Genomic DNA, 15,744 nt, shown 5'->3' with positions numbered 1-15,744 from the left:
GTATGCGCAACCGCCACCTCACTTGTTTACTCCTCGCGCTGACGTTGTTACTGAGCGGCTGCGGGGAGCGCATTGATCTTTACCGGCAATTGTCCGAGCAGGAAGCCAATGATGTGATCGCGGCGCTGGCAGACAAACAAATCCGCGCCCAGAAGTCGTTGGAAAAAGACGGTGTCGTGGTTCGCGTCCAATCCAGCGACATTGCCCGCGCAGTACGAACGCTGGAAGCGGTCGGACTGCCAAAGGCTGCACGCTCGACGCTGGGCGAGATCTTCCGAAAAGAGGGTGTCATCTCGACGCCATTGGAAGAGCGAGCCCGTTACATCTACGCATTATCCCAGGAATTGGAGGCTACCTTATCCAACATTGACGGCGTCGTTATTGCCCGTGTCCATGTCGTGCTGCCTGAAAGGATAGCGCCCGGCGAACCCGTGCAACCTGCCTCGGCTTCGGTCTTTATCAAATACGATCCAAGACTGGAACCTGACAATATAAGTCCACGTGTTCGCAGGCTGGTTGCCGGCAGCATCCCAGGCATGACAGACACCGTGAATAACCCTCAGAAGCTCACCGTGACTTTTGTGCCGGCAGCGGCCTACATCGAACGGGAGCGCCTGGTCTATCTGGGGGCATTTATGGTGCCCGAATCCGACCTGTTTTTCTGGCAAGTCACATTGGCGGTGATGCTCATCTCAATTGCGCTGGCGGGCGTCGCAGCAATGTGGTGGCTGCAAAAAGCCCGGCGACCGCAGGTGATGCCGTCCGATACGCCAGCGATGGTTGCAAAAACGACCGAATCCCATGCATGAGCTTCACGCGTGGGTTTACTGGTGGGCCTGCCCATGGGATCAGTCACGGCACCAATGGGGCGCCTTTGACCTCAACTCCGCCGCAGCAAAAGCACTGTGCCGTAGCAGGCATGAACTGATCAGTCTAGCCCTGGGCATCACGCCATGCTTGCCGATTCAACCGTCACCCGCTCTGCTGAAGATGGTATTGGCGTCTGCGGAACAACGCGACTTGATGCTGTTGCTGATCGATGGCATTTACTACCCGCACCACGACTCCGAGTTGAGCACCAACAATCGCCTTTGGTGCGCACGTTTATCCAAAGCCATGCCCCCGGCTTCAAGCGATACGCGGGAAGATCCTTTGCACTACCTGCACGACTGGGTAGAACCGTCCGTGTGGCAGCGCTTGCGCTTGAGCTTCGCGCGCCGACGCGTACAGGTACTTGAAAGCACAAAGGCACCGGAACCAAGAGGCAAGCTGGATACCGTCTGGCAAGCGGCCATATGGCGGGCCACGTCCGCGACAGATGAAGACCCTCAAGCTGATCCTCCAGGAGTTTCGCCTCACGATGCTATGCCGACGCAAGATTGAACTGTCAATTGCAACAGCGACCCTGCCTTACCCCTTGATTCCGAAAGCGCTGATGGCCGACAGCCAGTGCGCCGAACACTTGCTCAGCGATGCCCAGGCCCAGGCCGAAGTGCTGCTGCGTCAGGCTCAGGAGCAAAGCGAGATGTTACTGGAACGTGCGCAGGCCGAGTTCTGGCAGAAGTCTAATCGTCAATTGCAGAGATGGGAGGCCGAGCGCCAGCTGATCTGCGGTCAACTCGAAAAGGCCGCCAGGGCAATCACTACCCAAGCGCTGAGCAAACTATTGGAACTGGTGCCTCCCGCTGAACGCATCAACGCCATACTCAAGAAAATGCTGGATGTTCAAGTCCCCGCAATCAAGGCCACCCTGGCCTGTCACCCCGAGGATCATGCGCATGTGGAGCAATGGTTGAACCTGCACAGTCAAGCGCCTTGGAGCCTGCGCCTGGACGCTACCCTTGCCGCTCAAACGCTCATTCTTGAAACCGACGAAGGCAGCTTTCACGTTCAATGGTCTGCTGCCGTCGATAACCTGTTGGCGCTGGATTCATCGAGTATCGACGGGTAAGCATTTTCCGATTGAGGCGTCATATTGCCTTGCAAATATGCCTGAGCGGAACCGTTACAAGACTTGAACCACACATGGGCAAAGCCACTGGAGATTAGCCCATGAGTTACGACTACCGACAACATCAAAGACAGTTCAGAGAACTGGACAATGTCAATCAACGCATTAAAGAGTTGGGTGACGGAATGGAGGATGATCTCGATAACGAAACATTCGCGGCGTTAATGGATGAGGCGTTGAAACTGAAGATGGATGCCAACCACCTGATGACCTCCACGTTTGCCCTGACCAATTACATGGCTGACAAAGGAAAAATCGTCTTTGATGGCATTCCTTGACGGCAATGACTCATGGGCGCGCTGGTTCAGTGGCACAGAACCGGAAATCAATCTAGTTGAAGCAGAGAGCATTATCGTTCTTCGCCGCGATTCAAGCATGTACGTGCTCAGTGTCCAACTGACGCGCCACGCGCCGCTGAATATCGAGCTTGAGACTTGGATGCGCCTGGGTGCCGCCAGCCTGAACCACTTCGCCGGAGCGCTCGCTCAAGCACCTGCCGATGGCACGCTCTGGTTAATTCATTGCCTGGAACAAGGGCAAGATCAAAAAAAATTGTTGCAATGCCTGGAGGCACTTCTCAACCAGCGTGACACGTGGCTTGCAGTTATTCCACGCCTCTCAAGACTGCGCCGTGAAGCGCCTTCCCTATCTCGATATTCGCTATCGCGTTACCTAGAGAACAATCATGAATAATAAAGCCGACAAGCACGGCCGCTTGCGTGACAGCTCATCCTTACTATCCCCCAAACGCGCGCGTTGGCGCGGCCTGTTACTTCTGTCGTGGTTAGTGTTGCCCATGCAAAGCGCGCTGGCCGCAATACCCAGTGAATGGAAAAACACTGCATATGCCTATGAAGCCGAGCATAAACCTCTACGGGAGGTACTCGAAGACTTCGCTCAAACCTTCGGCACGCAACTGCAGATCGAGGGCCTGCTGGACGGCACCGTAAATGGGAAAATTCGCGCCAACACGCCGCAATCGCTATTGGACAGACTCGGCATCGAACATCGCTTCCAGTGGTATATGTACAACAACACCCTCTTTATCAGCGCACTGGACCAACAGGAGTCGGCACGCCTGGAGGTGTCTTCGGAAACCATCGCGGACTTGAAGCAAGCGTTAACCGATATAGGACTGCTCGATAGCCGTTTTGGGTGGGGGGAGCTCCCCGAGGATGGCGTGGTACTGATCTCTGGTCCCAGGCACTATATTGAATTGATCAAGAAGTTCAGCAGCCAGCGCAAGTCTGCGGATGAGAAACAAAGCGTGCTGACCTTTGCATTGAAATTCGCCAATGCCGCGGATCGCCAGGTCGATTATCGAGGTGAAAAGCTCAACATTCCTGGCGTCGCCACCATGTTAAAGGGGTTGTTGGAGCCACGCACACCTGCTGCTGCGTCGACGCGTATCAACACGCCGTCGCCGCAGTTGCAGCAGGCGGTGACAGGGCCCCGATTGAACAATCCCTTACTGAGCCAGGCATTGGGCATATCCCAATCACCGGACGCCTTGAGCAGTGGTGCCACCCTGACATCTCGCGCTCCGGTCAACAACAGCAGGGTTCGGGTTGAAGCGGATGTGCGCAATAACGCGGTTCTTATCTACGATTTGCCCGAACGCCAGGCAATGTACCGCGAGCTGATCACTCAGCTCGACGTAGCGCGCAAGCTACTGGAAATCGACGCAATCATTCTGGATATCGAGCGAGATCAACTGCGCGAGTTCGGGATCAGGTGGGGCTTTCAGAACAGCCGTTTTCGAGGCCGCGTCGATAATGTGGGGCCCGGCATGTCGTCGCAGCTTTCGATCAGTAACCGTAACGGCTTCTTTGCGGACATAAGCGCCCTGGAAACCAAAGGACTGGCGACCATGGTGTCGAATCCGTCAATCCTGACCCTGGAAAACCAACCCGCGGTGATCGATTTCAACCGTACGCAATACCTGGTGGCCGGTAGGGAGAATGCGACCATCTTACCCGTCACTGTCGGCACCAGCGTTCAAGTCGTCCCAAGGGTCATTACCTCCAGAGGCAGCCACCAGGTTCATCTGCAGGTAGACATCGAAGACGGCAACTTCAATGAACCCAACCTCGTGAGCAAAACCCCGGACGTCAGTCGAGGCAAGGTCAGTACCCAAGCCGTAATGGAGGAACAACGCTCCCTGGTGATCGGCGGATTCCATGTTACCGAAAACTCGGACAGGCAAAACAAAGTCCCACTGCTGGGCGATATACCGCTGCTGGGCAAAGCGTTGTTCTCCTCCAGTGAACGCCGGAACAGCCGTCGCGAGCGCCTGTTCATCCTGACACCGCGGGTCATTGGTGATCAGGCTGATCCTTCGCGATATTTGCCGGTGGCCGATCAAGCCGAGTTGCAGGCCGCACTCAAACCGCTGGCAAGGCGCACTTCGCCCTATCAACCGGTCATCAAGCGCAGCGACATCACCAGCACATTGGCCTATCTCGTCAGCGGCGAGGTGCCCAAGACCTTCAAGTCGGCGCCCATACCGTTAGGCCTGGAAACACTGTGCAACACTCGCGACCTATTAGCGCTGAACACTGAACGCAGTCAGTGGTATGCCGGCCCGGATTTCAACGTGGCGGTCGTCGTACTGCGCAACCAGTTCAAACGCAATGTGCGGATCGACGAAAAGGAATGCAGCACTTCACAAACCCTGGCGGTCAGCGTCTGGCCGCGCGCCTGGCTCAAACCGGGAGAAGAAGCCGAGGTATTCATTGCCATGCGCCCGGTGGTGAAAGACGAACACATAGGTGTATCCCGCCCTTCACTGCTCACCCAACCCCGGAAAGATACGCCATGAACCACTCACTGTTAGCCGCTACGCTCATTGGTGCAACACTGCTGGTTGTGGGCTGCACCCCCACTTGTAAAGGCGACTCGTGCTCACGCCCACAATCGAGCAAGGATACGCTGGTCGTGTGGTGGCCACCGCACATGCGTGCAGAGCCGGGCCCGTCGGGAGAGCGTTCGGATTATCAGACGGTGTCGCTGGAACGATGAGAGTCCTGCACACTGTCGATGGCTCACATCACCGAGCCTTTCTGAACAGCTTGTTGGGGGGCAGCGATGCCGCCCAACTTCAGATAGCTTACGGAATCAGTGCCTACGCCATGCGTGCTGGCGCTCGCCGGGGACTGACCGTAAAGCTGGCACGGGAGGTGCTGCACCCCAGGCAGTTACAGCAGACCCTGCAGCGACGTTTCGAACAGCCGATTGCCTTTGATGGGTGCTTTATTTACCTCGACTCCCCGGGAAACCTGTTGATCTGGCATGTGCTGCCGGCATCGCAAGATGCGCTCGACAGGACCCTTGCCCGGTTGCTCTCGTTGGTCAACCTTGAGGTCAGGGCCAGTTGCGCCGTCACATAGTCAACGTCGTTCAATTTCCGGTAACGTCAGGGTTTCACGCTTGGCTTCATCATCCAGTACGCGCAAGGTCCGATAGATCAGCGCCACGGCCTGCAATGTCTCGCGCGGAATCCCGGCGCCCAGTTTCCTCTCATATAACGTGCGAGCCAACCAGACACACTGGATGACCGGCACATTGGCAGCCTTCGCCCGATCGATCAATGCACGAGCCTGGGCATCAGTGCCTTTGTCTACCAAAAGTGGCAGTGGCGTTTTACCGGAGCGGTAGTACAAGGCCACAGCAAAATGCGTAGGGTTCACCACGAGCATGTCTGACTCTTCCAGTTTGGGCAGTTTGACCTTGGGTTCTTCCTGGGCAAGCTGATAAGCCAGCGAACGCCGCTGTCCCTTCACATGGGGGTCGCCCTCCATGTTCTTGTACTCCTTGATCACCTCCTCATGTGTCATACGCATGCGCTTGGCAAAAAAGTGTTTCTGCATCGCCATGTCAATCAAGGCCATCACCAACAACAGCCCCAGGCAAACATGCAATAAGTGACGAAACAGCTGGATAAGTGCCTGGATGTAGGTGGGCAGGTCACTGCCGGCCAGGTTAATCAGTGCGTCCAGTGAAGGGACGATCACCACGTACAGAATCCATCCCAGGAGCAGAGCCTTCGCCACGCTCATCAACAGGCCCATGACCTTTTGCGCAGAAAACATTTGTTTGAGCTGACTGAGGGGATTCAGACGATTGAAATCCAGCTTCAGGCTCTCCGGAGCGAACAGAAAACCGAACTGCATCCAGCCACTGATCAACTTCACCAGAATCGCCACGCCGGCCATCAGCAGGGCAAATGAGAAGAACACGATCAGCGCATCCATCAGCACCTCTTCCAAGGCGCGCACGAAAGGCTGATTCATGCGCGACAAGGGCAACGCCATCAACTGCTCCAAGCGCTGCATACTAATGTCTGCGGTATACAAGGCAATCTCGCTCAAGGCCGTCAACACCAGCAACTTCCCCACATCCTGACTTTGCGCAACCTGGCCTTTTTTACGCTGGTCACGCAGTTTTTTGGGGCTGGCCGGGTGCTTTTTCTCTCCAGAGTCACTCATGGCTTCGCCGCTTGAAAGAGCAAGCCGAGCGTGTGCTTGAGGTCGCCCAGCAGGCTCAAGCGGCCGACGATCAAGTCTTGCAACAGCGGGAAGTACAAGATCAGGATTATCAACCCGAGAAGGCTTTTGCCCGGAGGCGCCAGGGTCGACACCTGCAACTGTTGGGCATAGAGGCCAAGCAGCGCGATACCAAACTCCAATAGCAGCAACACGGCAATAAAAGGCGCCGCGTAGAGCATCATGTGCGTCAACGTATCATTGAGCAGACCCAGAAACACCGCGAAGCCGTTTACCGCTGCCAATGGCAACCAGGCTGTCGGTGGCCAGACCAGGTAACTGTCCCAGATGATCTGAGTCAGCGCAGCCAATCCAAGGACCTCGACCAATAGAAAGATGACCAGTTGCTTGAAAAGATGCCCCACGGGGGTTGCATCCGGTCCAAGGGAGGGGTTGAGTTGACCACCGGCCAGAGCGCCACGCTGGTTATCCAATAACGCCCCCACTGACTCGAACATCCAGAACGGCATGAGCAACAAGGTTCCAAGTAAAAGCCCCAGCGCAGCTTCCTTGAAGACCAGTCCGCTGATCATCAGGTCCGAATACTCCTGGCCTTTCAATGCCGCATAAATGCCCGGGGCGGGGATCATTGCCAAGACGACGACGATGATGTGTCGAGTCATACCTTTGAGGTGCTGGAAGCAGAAGGCGGGCACCAGAAAAGCACAGGGATAGATGCGCGCCATGGCGATCAGCAAACTGGGAAGGAAATCAACGAAAGTCAGCACGCAAGAAGCCTCAATTGGGTGCCGAGCGGGCAACCATGTCGAACATCAAGTTGATCAACTGAATCAACTCCACGCCCATCCAACGGCCCGTCAGTATGAGGGTTATGCCAACTGCCACCAGCTTGATGCCAAATGGCAACGTCTGATCCTGTATCTGCATCAAGGCCTGTACCAGTGAGGTCAGTACGCCGACGATCACCGCTACGAGCAACGGAGGAGCGGATAACACCACCACCAGCAACATGCCTTGTTTGAACAACACAATCGGTTCCATAGGCTACTCAAAGATAAGAAAGGAACAGGCTGTCCAACAAACGCGACCATCCGGAAACCAAGACGAATAACAACAGCTTGAGCGGTAGCGAGATAGTCATGGGCGAGACCATCTGCATGCCCAATGCCAACAGTAAGTTGGAGACAATAAGGTCGATGACGATAAAGGGGATATAAATCAGAAACCCTATCTCGAAGCCTGCCTGTAATTGCGACAGGACAAAGCCCGGCACCAGCAGGATCAAATCTTCACGCTGAACCTCTTGGGCGATGTCAGGCGGCCACATCCGTGCGGTGTTCTCCTTGAGATGGGTCAGTACATCCGGATCGGTATTTCGCTTCATGAATGCGCGCAGCGGTTCAATAGCGACAAGTCCCGTCTCCTGCATGGCCTGCACGCTGGTCAAGTCGAGTGGGGAAGCCTTCAACGTCTGGGAGATCTCATAGCCAACGGGAGCCATGATGAACATCGTGGCTGCTAGCGCAATGCCATTGATGGCCATGCTGGGCGGAACCTGCTGCACACCAATAGCGTTGCGGGTAATCATCAGCACAATGACGATTTTCAAAAAGGACGTGGAAACAATCAACAACATCGGCATCAGTGCCAGGGAACCGAGAAACAGCGCAAGAACAAGAGGATCAATCCCCTGGGATATCATTGGGAAAGCGCCACGCGGGATAATTGTAAGCCGAGCTGACCGTCGACCTCGACCAACTGGCCCCGCGCAATCGGACGATCCCCATAGTAAAGCCCGGCCATTCCCGGTGCGTACCCGTTGACACCCAGTACGGTGCCCGGCGCGAGATTGCGCAACTCTCCAAGCGTCAGGTTCATTGTGCCGCAGCGAACGTTAAGGGCCATGCTTAACTCATCGAAGGGTTCGGGACCGAACACGTCCTTGATCGGCTGATCGTCCCCATGCTCCGGGGGTAGGCTCAATGCAAACTCTTCATCCACGGATGTTTCCTCAATAGCGGTAAGCGTCAGGCTCAGCGGCCCGGATGCATCGTTAATCTGTCCATACAAGCGTCGCCCACCGACGCGTACGTAACCTGCGCCCTGGATCTGGAAAAAGGCTTGTTCGAGTATCAACACGTCGCCGCCCTGGAGGCTGCAGACCTGTGCAATGGGTAACCGCAGGCGACCGAGCGTGAGGCTGAATGCCAACTGGAACTGATCTGAAATAGGCTTGGCGGTCGACCTCCATCGACCTGCTTCGCACAACGCCAGGAAGCTATCAGGCGATAGCCACACGTAGCCCACGACGCGCACGCTTCCTTGGCTTACGGTCAGCCGACAGCCGAAGTTGAGATTTTTAGCGGCGGATATCAAACGCAGATGACCAAACAGCGCCTTTATCTGCGGGCTAAGGTGGTATTCGAACAATGCCCAGAACCAGGAGTCCGGATCATTAGAGGTAGCAGCGAGTGTCACAGGACAGTCGCCCAACAAACTGAACTGCGGCCCCGGCTCCCCGAACGCCAACACGCCTCGAGCCGTTTCAAAAAACAATGGCCTGACACCTTGCGGCGCGCGCGCGGGCTCAAGCAACAACTCACCCTGACGCCCAGCGACCTGAAACTCCATGCTCAGACCACGGCCCAGACGACGCCGAGCAGCCAACGAGTCAGTCTTGACCGAGCGCAAGCGCAGTGGCTGCATCAACATGTCGACGTCCCGTCAATCACTTGAAGGTTGACTGGGTGACCCAGGATCTCGACCATCCGGCTTTGGCAGCACTGGCGTACCCCCGTCAGCCACCGCGCCGTGGTGTCCTGCTCCGCTTGCAGTTCAATCCCCCAAGCGTCATGTTCTCGTTGAACGCGCGCGCGGATACGTCCTAGCCGAGGTACATAGAGGGCCACTTGCAGCGGCCATTGTGAAACCCCGCTGAGCCGGGGAATCAATTGATCAGTCAACGCGCCGATCATGGCAAGCTCAACGGTTACACGCGAAGCCTCGCCACTGCCTGCGGCATGTCCAGGGAACTGTTCATCGTCAGCGAACATCTGGCTGAACATCCGTCCGTATTCCAGATGCGGAACAATGCGCTCCCATGCTTCAGGATCTCCATGCTGTTCATGCGGCCGCGGGCGCTCGCTCCTCTCCGGTGGCACTCGAGTCATATAGCCTCCTCTGACAACAGCTTGGCTAACTCATGAAGCTTCTCGACCTCGCGCAAGCACTCGGTGACCCGCTTCTGCACAAGGCTCACCTGTATCTCTTGCTGCTCTCGTTGCCCATGCAGGCTTTGCAACTGAACAACCTCACGTTGTGTGCTGGCCGACAAACTGCGTTCCTGCGCACCCCAGGCTTTCAAGTCCTTGAACGTCATCACCGTACCCTGGTGCTGTTTGAGCAACTGCTCGGTTCGCCGAGCTTCTTCGACGCGGGTCTGTTCAAGCACCTGCTGCGCCTGCTCGATTTGTGCGAGCAAGGCTCGCTGGTGCCTTTTGGCGGCACTCAACTCGCGTTCGACACGGTCTGCTCGATGCCGCCGCAGGCGTCGCAACGTTTCTATCTCGACTTTGAGCGGCTCAGAAAGGGACATGGGCGGTCAACTCCGTCAGATGGGCCAGCGTCGTCGTGATGGCTGAAGGTTCGCGCAAGTCCTGGCGTAGAAAGCTATCCACCGCCTGGCGGCTATCCACTGCCATGTCGGTCAGGGCATCGCTGCCGGCCTGATATTCACCCAGCTTGAGCATCAACTCGATCTGCTGGTACGCCGACAACAGCCGTCGCAGTGCGGTACCGGCCTTGATATGCGCGGGCTCGGCGACGTTGGTCAAAATCCGCGACAGGCTGGCCAGCACATCAACCGCCGGATAGTGACCACGCTCGGCCAATTTGCGAGACAGCACGATATGCCCGTCCAACAGCGAACGAACTTCATCAGCCACCGGATCGCTCATGGAGTCCTGCTCGATCAGCACCGTGTAGATCGCGGTAATCACCCCCTCACGTGTCAGCCCCGCACGCTCCACCAGTCGCGGTAACAAGCTGTACACCGAAGGCGGCAAACCACCGCGCCCCAGGGGTTCGCCGGCGGCCAGGCCGATTTCACGCTGGGCCCTCGCAAATCGCGTCAAGGAATCGATCAACAGCAACACGCGCTTGCCCTTGCGTCGATAACCTTCGGCCAGGGCGGTTGCCGTGAAGGCAGCGCGTGCACGTTCCATGCTCGAGCGGTCCGAGGTGGAACAAACCAGCACCGCCTTGGCGCGCAATTGATCATCGAGTTCATGATCAAGAAACTCGCGCAGCTCTCGGCCACGCTCACCGATCAGGCCGAACACGATCACATCGCAGTCCACGTTACGGGCGATTTCGGCCAACAAGGTGGTCTTGCCGCACCCTGCGCCGGCAAACAAACCGACACGCTGCCCCTCGCCCAGCGTCATCAACCCATCAATCGAGCGAACCCCGGTGGGCAGCGCCCGGTTGATCCTTGGTCGCTCGGTCGGCAGGGGCGCCTCGCACAGCACCGTGCTCGCGTCGACCCCATCGATTTCAACAAAGGCACTGGGACCGTCACCCGCGATGGGGCGACCAAACCCATCCAGCACCTGCCCCAGCAACTCATCGCTGACGCGCACGCGATGCGGTACACCCAGGCGTTCGACACTGGCCCCCACACGCACGCCTTCCAGATTACCCAACGCACTGAGCACCGCATCCTGCTGATCGAACCCGATGATTTCGGCCAACATGCAATCGCCGGGCTTCTTTTCCACACGACAAAGATCACCGATACGGGCCTGGGGCAGTCGGCATTGCAGCAGCATGCCGTTGACGCGCTGGATGCGACCGCGCATCGACACCGGCGCAAAGCTCGCCAACGCCTGAGACTGGCTTGACCGCCACGCTTCGAGGCGCGCCTGCGCCACCTCGTTCACCAGCGCACCTCATACCGCTGCTTGCCGTCGAATACGACCTTGCTGTTATCGATCAATACCAGACGCAAGCCGTCCACCTCGTCTCCCACAAAAAGACGCTCCCCCTCCTCCAGCACAACATGGCCGTTGGGACCGCTAACGATCTGCAAAATTTTGAACGGCAAAGCGCGATCCGTTACACGCACGCGACTGAGCACAGGGACTGTGGTATCGAACAGCTCGGCAAAACGGGTAAGCATGCGTGCCACCATCTCTACTTCTTCCGAAGAAACGTCCCCATTGAGGACGATCTGGCCATTGATCACTTGCAAGCTCACGCGCTGGGTCAGTTCCCGTTCGCTGAGCATTTTCAACAACTGCTGGCGCACCTCGAACGACGAGTCCAGTTCAGGCTTTTGAATCACCGCCGGCATCAGCGACGCCTGAGCATTGCGCTCCCCACTGAAAATAATGCCGACCACCGTCGTGAGCACGGCAAACGCAAGTGCCAGGCTGAGCAAACGCTTTTGCTGGGACGAAGGGATTGATGACAGTTTCAACGCAAGCGGCGCGTGCCCCCCAGGCTCGGAGGACAGTGATGCGGGCGCGGGTGCCTGCGGCCAGGGCTGATCGGCCGGGCTGACACACAGGCGAACGGAGCCGATCAAAAAGACCGTGTTCAGCGCAAGCTCGCCGATCTGCGCCAACACCTGCCCATCGCTGTCTTTAAGAAGCCCAGCCTCGGCCTGCACCGACCAGCGATCATCGGCCAAGCGCAAACGCGCGTGATGCTCGACGACCTCGGGATCGTTCAACAGCAGATCGGCGTCCGGGTTGGCACCCAGGCTCCATTGCTCGCCAAATAACGGCAGCGCGGCGCCCTGATGCAAGCCATCCAGCACTCGCAGCTCGAACATCATGGTGCCGCCCTCGATCTGTCTATGAACAAGCGGCTCATGCCACGGCCCCGCGCAACAGTTCGTCCTGCCCCAGGTCAAATCGGCCCAGGACCTTTACCTTGGAATTGCTCCCCAGCTCGGCGAACGACATCACCGGCACATGGTTGAACTCATCCAGCAACAGGGCACGCAAGGGACTGCGCAGGTCTTGAGCCACCAGCAGCACGCTCTTGGTTTTGGGCCGTAGCGCAAACGCCTGGTTGAGCAGGCCGACCAGGGCAGCGCTGCTGTCGTTATCGAGAGCAAAAAACACGCCGCTCTGGGTTTGGCGCAAGGCCTCGCGCAGGATGTTTTCGGTTTGCGGCGACAGCAGCCACGCGTGCAGGCCATCGGCCTCGCTGTACTGGTGAAAGATCTGAGACTTGAGCGCAATACGTGCGTAATCGGCCAGGGCATCCGGTTCGCGCTCATGCTGGCCGTACTCGATCAACGACTCGACGATCAACCGCACGGCACGCAATGGGACGCCCTCGGCCGCCAGGCGCTGCAGTACCGAAGAAAAACGTGAAAGCGGCATGATGCGTTGCAGTTCCTGCACCAGTTCCGGCTGGTTGTGTTCAAGCCAGCTGAGGATCGACTTGCTTTCCTGGATGCCAAGAAACCGCGGCCCGCTAAGGAGCATCGCCCGCTTCATGCGTTCGATGACCAGGCTTTGGGCGCTGAAACGCTCGATCTGTGGGTCGTCGAGCAACGGATCATCAGGGCTGAGCCACAGCCAATCCGCTTCGTCCCGCTCAGGCAGCCCTCTTTCCCCTCTGTCCGGAGGTGGTGCCAAGGCGGCGTACTCGACCGCTACCCGGTCGCTGAGGGTCGCCGTCACGACCGGTACTTCATGCACGCAAAAGCGCATCTCATCGACAGCCAGCGACTCACTGAACTCGGCTTCGAACGGCGGTAGCGTCAAACCGATATTGGCGACCAGCGCATTTCGGGCCTGACGAATCTTTTGAACGATGTCGATGACCTCGGGGGTGTTGTACAGCTTCGGGTTGAACTGCAGCAGATACGGTCGTGACGGGTCGAAGCCACGCAGGTCTTCATTACCGTTCTCTTCCGGACGAACCGCTTTCTCATCCGGCGTCGCAGGGGCGTCCTCGCGCTGACGCTGGCGCATGAGGTAGTAACCCAGGCTGCCGGTCATCATCGAAATCAGAATGAACACCACGGTGGGCATGCCGGGGAGCGTGGCAAAGGCCAGCATGCCCACCGACGCGATCATCCAGCTCTTGGGCTCGCTGGTCATTTGCCGGGCAATTTCGGCGCCCATGTTGCTGACGCCCTTGCGTCCATCCGGCGCCACTCGGGTGATGATCATGCCGGCCGTCAGGGAGATCAGCAGCGCGGGAATCTGCGCGATCAAGCCATCACCGATGGTCAGCACCGAATACAGCGCCATTGACTCACCTGCGCTCATGCCGTGCTGGAACATGCCGGTCGAGAAGCCCCCGAGCAGGTTGATGACCACGATGATCAAACCGGCAATAGCGTCGCCCTTGACGAACTTCATGGCCCCGTCCATGGCCCCGAACAGCTGGCTTTCGCGGGATAACTGCTCACGTTTGTCCCGTGCCTGTGCACCGTCGATCAGCCCGGCGCGCAGGTCACTGTCGATCGACATCTGCTTGCCCGGCATCGCATCCAGGCTGAAGCGGGCAGCCACCTCAGCGACCCGCTCCGAACCTTTGGTGATCACCAGGAAGTTGACGATGGTCAGGATCATGAAGATCACCAGGCCCACCGCCAGATTGCCACCCACCACGAAATTGCCGAACGCTTCCACAATGTCGCCCGCGTCCTGCTCCAGCAGAATCAAGCGCGTGGTAGCGATCGACAGCGCCAGACGAAACATGGTGGTCAGCAGCAGGATCGATGGGAACGACGAGAACGCCAGCGGCCCTGGCAGGTACAGCGCCAGTACGATCAACAAGCAGGAAATACAGATATTCAACGCGATCAGGATGTCCACCAGCCAGGTGGGCAGCGGCACAATGAAGATGAACACGATGGCCATGACCACCACCGCGCCCAGCACTTCGGCACGCCGTGCCACCTTGAGCAGCACGCCATTGATCGATGACAGCAGTGTCACCCGTACGTCCTCGTCTCGCCGGGGAACTTCAGGTGGCCACGCTCTTCGCGGGCCCAGTCGAGCATAACGTTCTTGAAAACCTTCACGGCAGATGCCTGGGATTGAGCATCAAGCCACCAGGCGATGGGTAGAGCCTTTACTTCCCTGGACAATTCATTGAGCGAGTGCAGCCGCGCGGCAAGCAGTGTCCCCCCAAATTCGCTGGCCAGCCTCTGCACCTCAAGCGAATCGATACCGGTACTGGCGTAACCCAGAAAACGCTGTAACAAATCCACCGGATTGTAATCGACGTTCAGACGCTGGATCAGCGCCGCGCAATTGCCCAGCACTGAGCGTAATTCGCGACACTCTCCCAACCCTTTAAGCAAGAGACGCAATTTTTCCGTGGGCACTGACTGTGTGTGCGCTGCAATGTCGCCGTTCAGAGCCTGGGTCATCAGGTCAACGCCTTTGGGAAAGTCCGTCAGGCCGTACATTTTCAATAGCGTTTGCAGCATCAATGCCAGGGATTGGCGAACGACCACGGAAGCGTAATAAAGCGCGCGCACGTCCTGACGCTCCCGCGGGTCAGCGCTGGCTTCTTTCAATGCCAGGGCGATATTCAGACCTGCCTGGATTGGCCCGCCGAAATTCTGTTTCAGCTCTTTCAGGGCGCCGCGAGCCAGGTCCTCTTCTACCTTCAATCCGTCGGTCTTCGCTTCGTTGGCGATGTACTGAAGCACCACGAAGGCACGCGCGGGGTCACTGCCGGCGAGGCTTACCAATTTTTCGACAGTGGGCTTGCGCAGCAACTCGAAACGAAGCCGACGGACAACGGTTTCCAGTGTGGCTTGGCCGGGGTGACCGAGCTGTTCATACAGCTGCGCGAGTTCCGCCACCGGTGAGACTTTCGCGCCAATGGACCGCCGACCCAGGGCTTGCGCATTAAGTGCCACTTCTTCGTTGAAAATCTGCGCAATGTCATCCAGGGCCAGCGACCGGCTCGGCGCTTCGACAACGCTGACACTGGGCTTTTCCGAGGGTTGGATCTGCTGCACATCGTTGAAGGATTCGACTTTCATGGGCGGGCCAGAATGGGAAGTTTGTGTCCCTATGTGGCAAGCCGCCGCAATCCAGTTCCATCAAAACGTTTCACGGCGATGGCGATGAAAATACCTGCACGCCCACATCGCACTCTTTGCAAGTTACGGCAAAAAAAAACCAATACGTAAAATACATATTTATATAAATCAAATAGTTATGTGCTTTTCCCATTTGGCAT

At 57.6% G+C, this 15,744-nt stretch carries 18 protein-coding genes; 7 read left to right on the top strand and 11 right to left on the bottom strand.

What is annotated here, in order from left to right:
* Positions 1-2: 2 nt before the first annotated feature.
* From sctJ to MRY17_RS03410, 7 genes are all read left to right on the top strand, one after another.
* Positions 3-809, top strand: coding sequence for a type III secretion system inner membrane ring lipoprotein SctJ (gene sctJ, locus MRY17_RS03440; protein WP_181282211.1), 807 nt, complete (start codon positions 3-5; stop codon positions 807-809).
* A 509-nt stretch (positions 810-1,318) separates the two neighbouring features.
* Entirely contained in the window at positions 1,319-1,951 is a 633-nt protein-coding gene (gene sctL / locus MRY17_RS03435; RefSeq protein WP_243353300.1) for a type III secretion system stator protein SctL, read from the top strand.
* Between the two features lie 101 nt (positions 1,952-2,052).
* A complete protein-coding gene (locus MRY17_RS03430; RefSeq protein WP_124356934.1) occupies positions 2,053-2,289 on the top strand; it encodes a hypothetical protein in 237 nt (78 codons plus the stop codon).
* Positions 2,276-2,704 carry a type III secretion protein gene (locus MRY17_RS03425; RefSeq protein WP_191956587.1) on the top strand — a complete coding sequence of 143 codons (429 nt, stop codon included), beginning with the start codon at positions 2,276-2,278 and terminating at the stop codon, positions 2,702-2,704. The genes MRY17_RS03430 and MRY17_RS03425 overlap by 14 nt, the downstream gene beginning before the upstream one ends.
* Positions 2,697-4,832: a type III secretion system outer membrane ring subunit SctC gene (gene sctC / locus MRY17_RS03420; RefSeq protein WP_243353299.1), complete on the top strand. Its 2,136-nt coding sequence runs from the start codon at positions 2,697-2,699 to the stop codon at positions 4,830-4,832. The genes MRY17_RS03425 and sctC overlap by 8 nt, the downstream gene beginning before the upstream one ends.
* The gene (hrpT, locus tag MRY17_RS03415; RefSeq protein ID WP_124356931.1) at positions 4,829-5,032 is read left to right on the top strand and encodes an HrpT family type III secretion system protein; all 204 of its coding nucleotides are present in this window, start codon (positions 4,829-4,831) and stop codon (positions 5,030-5,032) included. The genes sctC and hrpT overlap by 4 nt, the downstream gene beginning before the upstream one ends.
* Before the next feature lie 110 nt (positions 5,033-5,142).
* Positions 5,143-5,400: a hypothetical protein gene (locus tag MRY17_RS03410; protein WP_347710227.1), complete on the top strand. Its 258-nt coding sequence runs from the start codon at positions 5,143-5,145 to the stop codon at positions 5,398-5,400.
* On the opposite strand, the gene sctU is transcribed toward MRY17_RS03410, so the two are convergent.
* From sctU to sctW, 11 genes are all read right to left on the bottom strand, one after another.
* Positions 5,401-6,498, bottom strand: coding sequence for a type III secretion system export apparatus subunit SctU (gene sctU, locus MRY17_RS03405; protein WP_181282207.1), 1,098 nt, complete (start codon positions 6,496-6,498; stop codon positions 5,401-5,403).
* Entirely contained in the window at positions 6,495-7,283 is a 789-nt protein-coding gene (gene sctT / locus MRY17_RS03400; protein ID WP_243353297.1) for a type III secretion system export apparatus subunit SctT, read from the bottom strand. The genes sctU and sctT overlap by 4 nt, the downstream gene beginning before the upstream one ends.
* Positions 7,284-7,293: 10 nt before the next feature.
* On the bottom strand, positions 7,294-7,557 hold the full coding sequence (gene sctS, locus MRY17_RS03395; protein WP_124356927.1) for a type III secretion system export apparatus subunit SctS: 264 nt from the start codon (positions 7,555-7,557) through the stop codon (positions 7,294-7,296).
* 7 nt (positions 7,558-7,564) lie between these two features.
* Positions 7,565-8,218 (bottom strand): type III secretion system export apparatus subunit SctR, encoded by a 654-nt coding sequence (gene sctR, locus MRY17_RS03390; protein ID WP_124356926.1) that lies wholly within the window; start codon positions 8,216-8,218, stop codon positions 7,565-7,567.
* Positions 8,215-9,228, bottom strand: a complete 1,014-nt coding sequence (locus MRY17_RS03385; protein ID WP_243353296.1) for a FliM/FliN family flagellar motor switch protein — start codon at positions 9,226-9,228, stop codon at positions 8,215-8,217. The genes sctR and MRY17_RS03385 overlap by 4 nt, the downstream gene beginning before the upstream one ends.
* Positions 9,222-9,581: a type III secretion system HrpP C-terminal domain-containing protein gene (locus MRY17_RS03380; RefSeq protein ID WP_243353295.1), complete on the bottom strand. Its 360-nt coding sequence runs from the start codon at positions 9,579-9,581 to the stop codon at positions 9,222-9,224. The genes MRY17_RS03385 and MRY17_RS03380 overlap by 7 nt, the downstream gene beginning before the upstream one ends.
* A gap of 101 nt (positions 9,582-9,682) precedes the next feature.
* Entirely contained in the window at positions 9,683-10,111 is a 429-nt protein-coding gene (locus MRY17_RS03375; protein WP_181282204.1) for a YscO family type III secretion system apparatus protein, read from the bottom strand.
* Positions 10,098-11,456 carry a FliI/YscN family ATPase gene (locus tag MRY17_RS03370; protein ID WP_243353294.1) on the bottom strand — a complete coding sequence of 453 codons (1,359 nt, stop codon included), beginning with the start codon at positions 11,454-11,456 and terminating at the stop codon, positions 10,098-10,100. The genes MRY17_RS03375 and MRY17_RS03370 overlap by 14 nt, the downstream gene beginning before the upstream one ends.
* Positions 11,453-12,352 carry an FHA domain-containing protein gene (locus tag MRY17_RS03365; RefSeq protein WP_243353910.1) on the bottom strand — a complete coding sequence of 300 codons (900 nt, stop codon included), beginning with the start codon at positions 12,350-12,352 and terminating at the stop codon, positions 11,453-11,455. Before MRY17_RS03365 ends, MRY17_RS03370 begins: the two co-directional genes overlap by 4 nt.
* Positions 12,353-12,389: 37 nt before the next feature.
* The gene (sctV, locus tag MRY17_RS03360) at positions 12,390-14,483 is read right to left on the bottom strand and encodes a type III secretion system export apparatus subunit SctV (protein ID WP_181282203.1); all 2,094 of its coding nucleotides are present in this window, start codon (positions 14,481-14,483) and stop codon (positions 12,390-12,392) included.
* Positions 14,480-15,544 (bottom strand): type III secretion system gatekeeper subunit SctW, encoded by a 1,065-nt coding sequence (gene sctW / locus MRY17_RS03355; protein WP_191956584.1) that lies wholly within the window; start codon positions 15,542-15,544, stop codon positions 14,480-14,482. The genes sctV and sctW overlap by 4 nt, the downstream gene beginning before the upstream one ends.
* Positions 15,545-15,744: the final 200 nt, after the last annotated feature.

It is taken from the genome of Pseudomonas orientalis, assembly GCF_022807995.1.
In the GTDB taxonomy this organism is placed as follows: Bacteria; Pseudomonadota; Gammaproteobacteria; order Pseudomonadales; family Pseudomonadaceae; genus Aquipseudomonas; species Aquipseudomonas orientalis_B.
The sequence above is the reverse complement of the archived record's forward strand: the minus strand, read 5'-3'. Positions and strand labels throughout refer to the sequence as shown.

Coding starts and splice junctions, on each gene's coding strand:
- sctJ (WP_181282211.1), top strand. CDS start 3: ATGCGCAACCGCCACCTCACTTGTTTACTCCTCGCGCTGACGTTGTTA.
- sctL (WP_243353300.1), top strand. CDS start 1,319: ATGAAGACCCTCAAGCTGATCCTCCAGGAGTTTCGCCTCACGATGCTA.
- MRY17_RS03430 (WP_124356934.1), top strand. CDS start 2,053: ATGAGTTACGACTACCGACAACATCAAAGACAGTTCAGAGAACTGGAC.
- MRY17_RS03425 (WP_191956587.1), top strand. CDS start 2,276: ATGGCATTCCTTGACGGCAATGACTCATGGGCGCGCTGGTTCAGTGGC.
- sctC (WP_243353299.1), top strand. CDS start 2,697: ATGAATAATAAAGCCGACAAGCACGGCCGCTTGCGTGACAGCTCATCC.
- hrpT (WP_124356931.1), top strand. CDS start 4,829: ATGAACCACTCACTGTTAGCCGCTACGCTCATTGGTGCAACACTGCTG.
- MRY17_RS03410 (WP_347710227.1), top strand. CDS start 5,143: ATGCGTGCTGGCGCTCGCCGGGGACTGACCGTAAAGCTGGCACGGGAG.
- sctU (WP_181282207.1), bottom strand. CDS start 6,498: ATGAGTGACTCTGGAGAGAAAAAGCACCCGGCCAGCCCCAAAAAACTG.
- sctS (WP_124356927.1), bottom strand. CDS start 7,557: ATGGAACCGATTGTGTTGTTCAAACAAGGCATGTTGCTGGTGGTGGTG.
- sctR (WP_124356926.1), bottom strand. CDS start 8,218: ATGATATCCCAGGGGATTGATCCTCTTGTTCTTGCGCTGTTTCTCGGT.
- MRY17_RS03385 (WP_243353296.1), bottom strand. CDS start 9,228: ATGTTGATGCAGCCACTGCGCTTGCGCTCGGTCAAGACTGACTCGTTG.
- MRY17_RS03380 (WP_243353295.1), bottom strand. CDS start 9,581: ATGTTCAGCCAGATGTTCGCTGACGATGAACAGTTCCCTGGACATGCC.
- MRY17_RS03375 (WP_181282204.1), bottom strand. CDS start 10,111: ATGTCCCTTTCTGAGCCGCTCAAAGTCGAGATAGAAACGTTGCGACGC.
- MRY17_RS03365 (WP_243353910.1), bottom strand. CDS start 12,352: ATGTTCGAGCTGCGAGTGCTGGATGGCTTGCATCAGGGCGCCGCGCTG.
- sctW (WP_191956584.1), bottom strand. CDS start 15,544: ATGAAAGTCGAATCCTTCAACGATGTGCAGCAGATCCAACCCTCGGAA.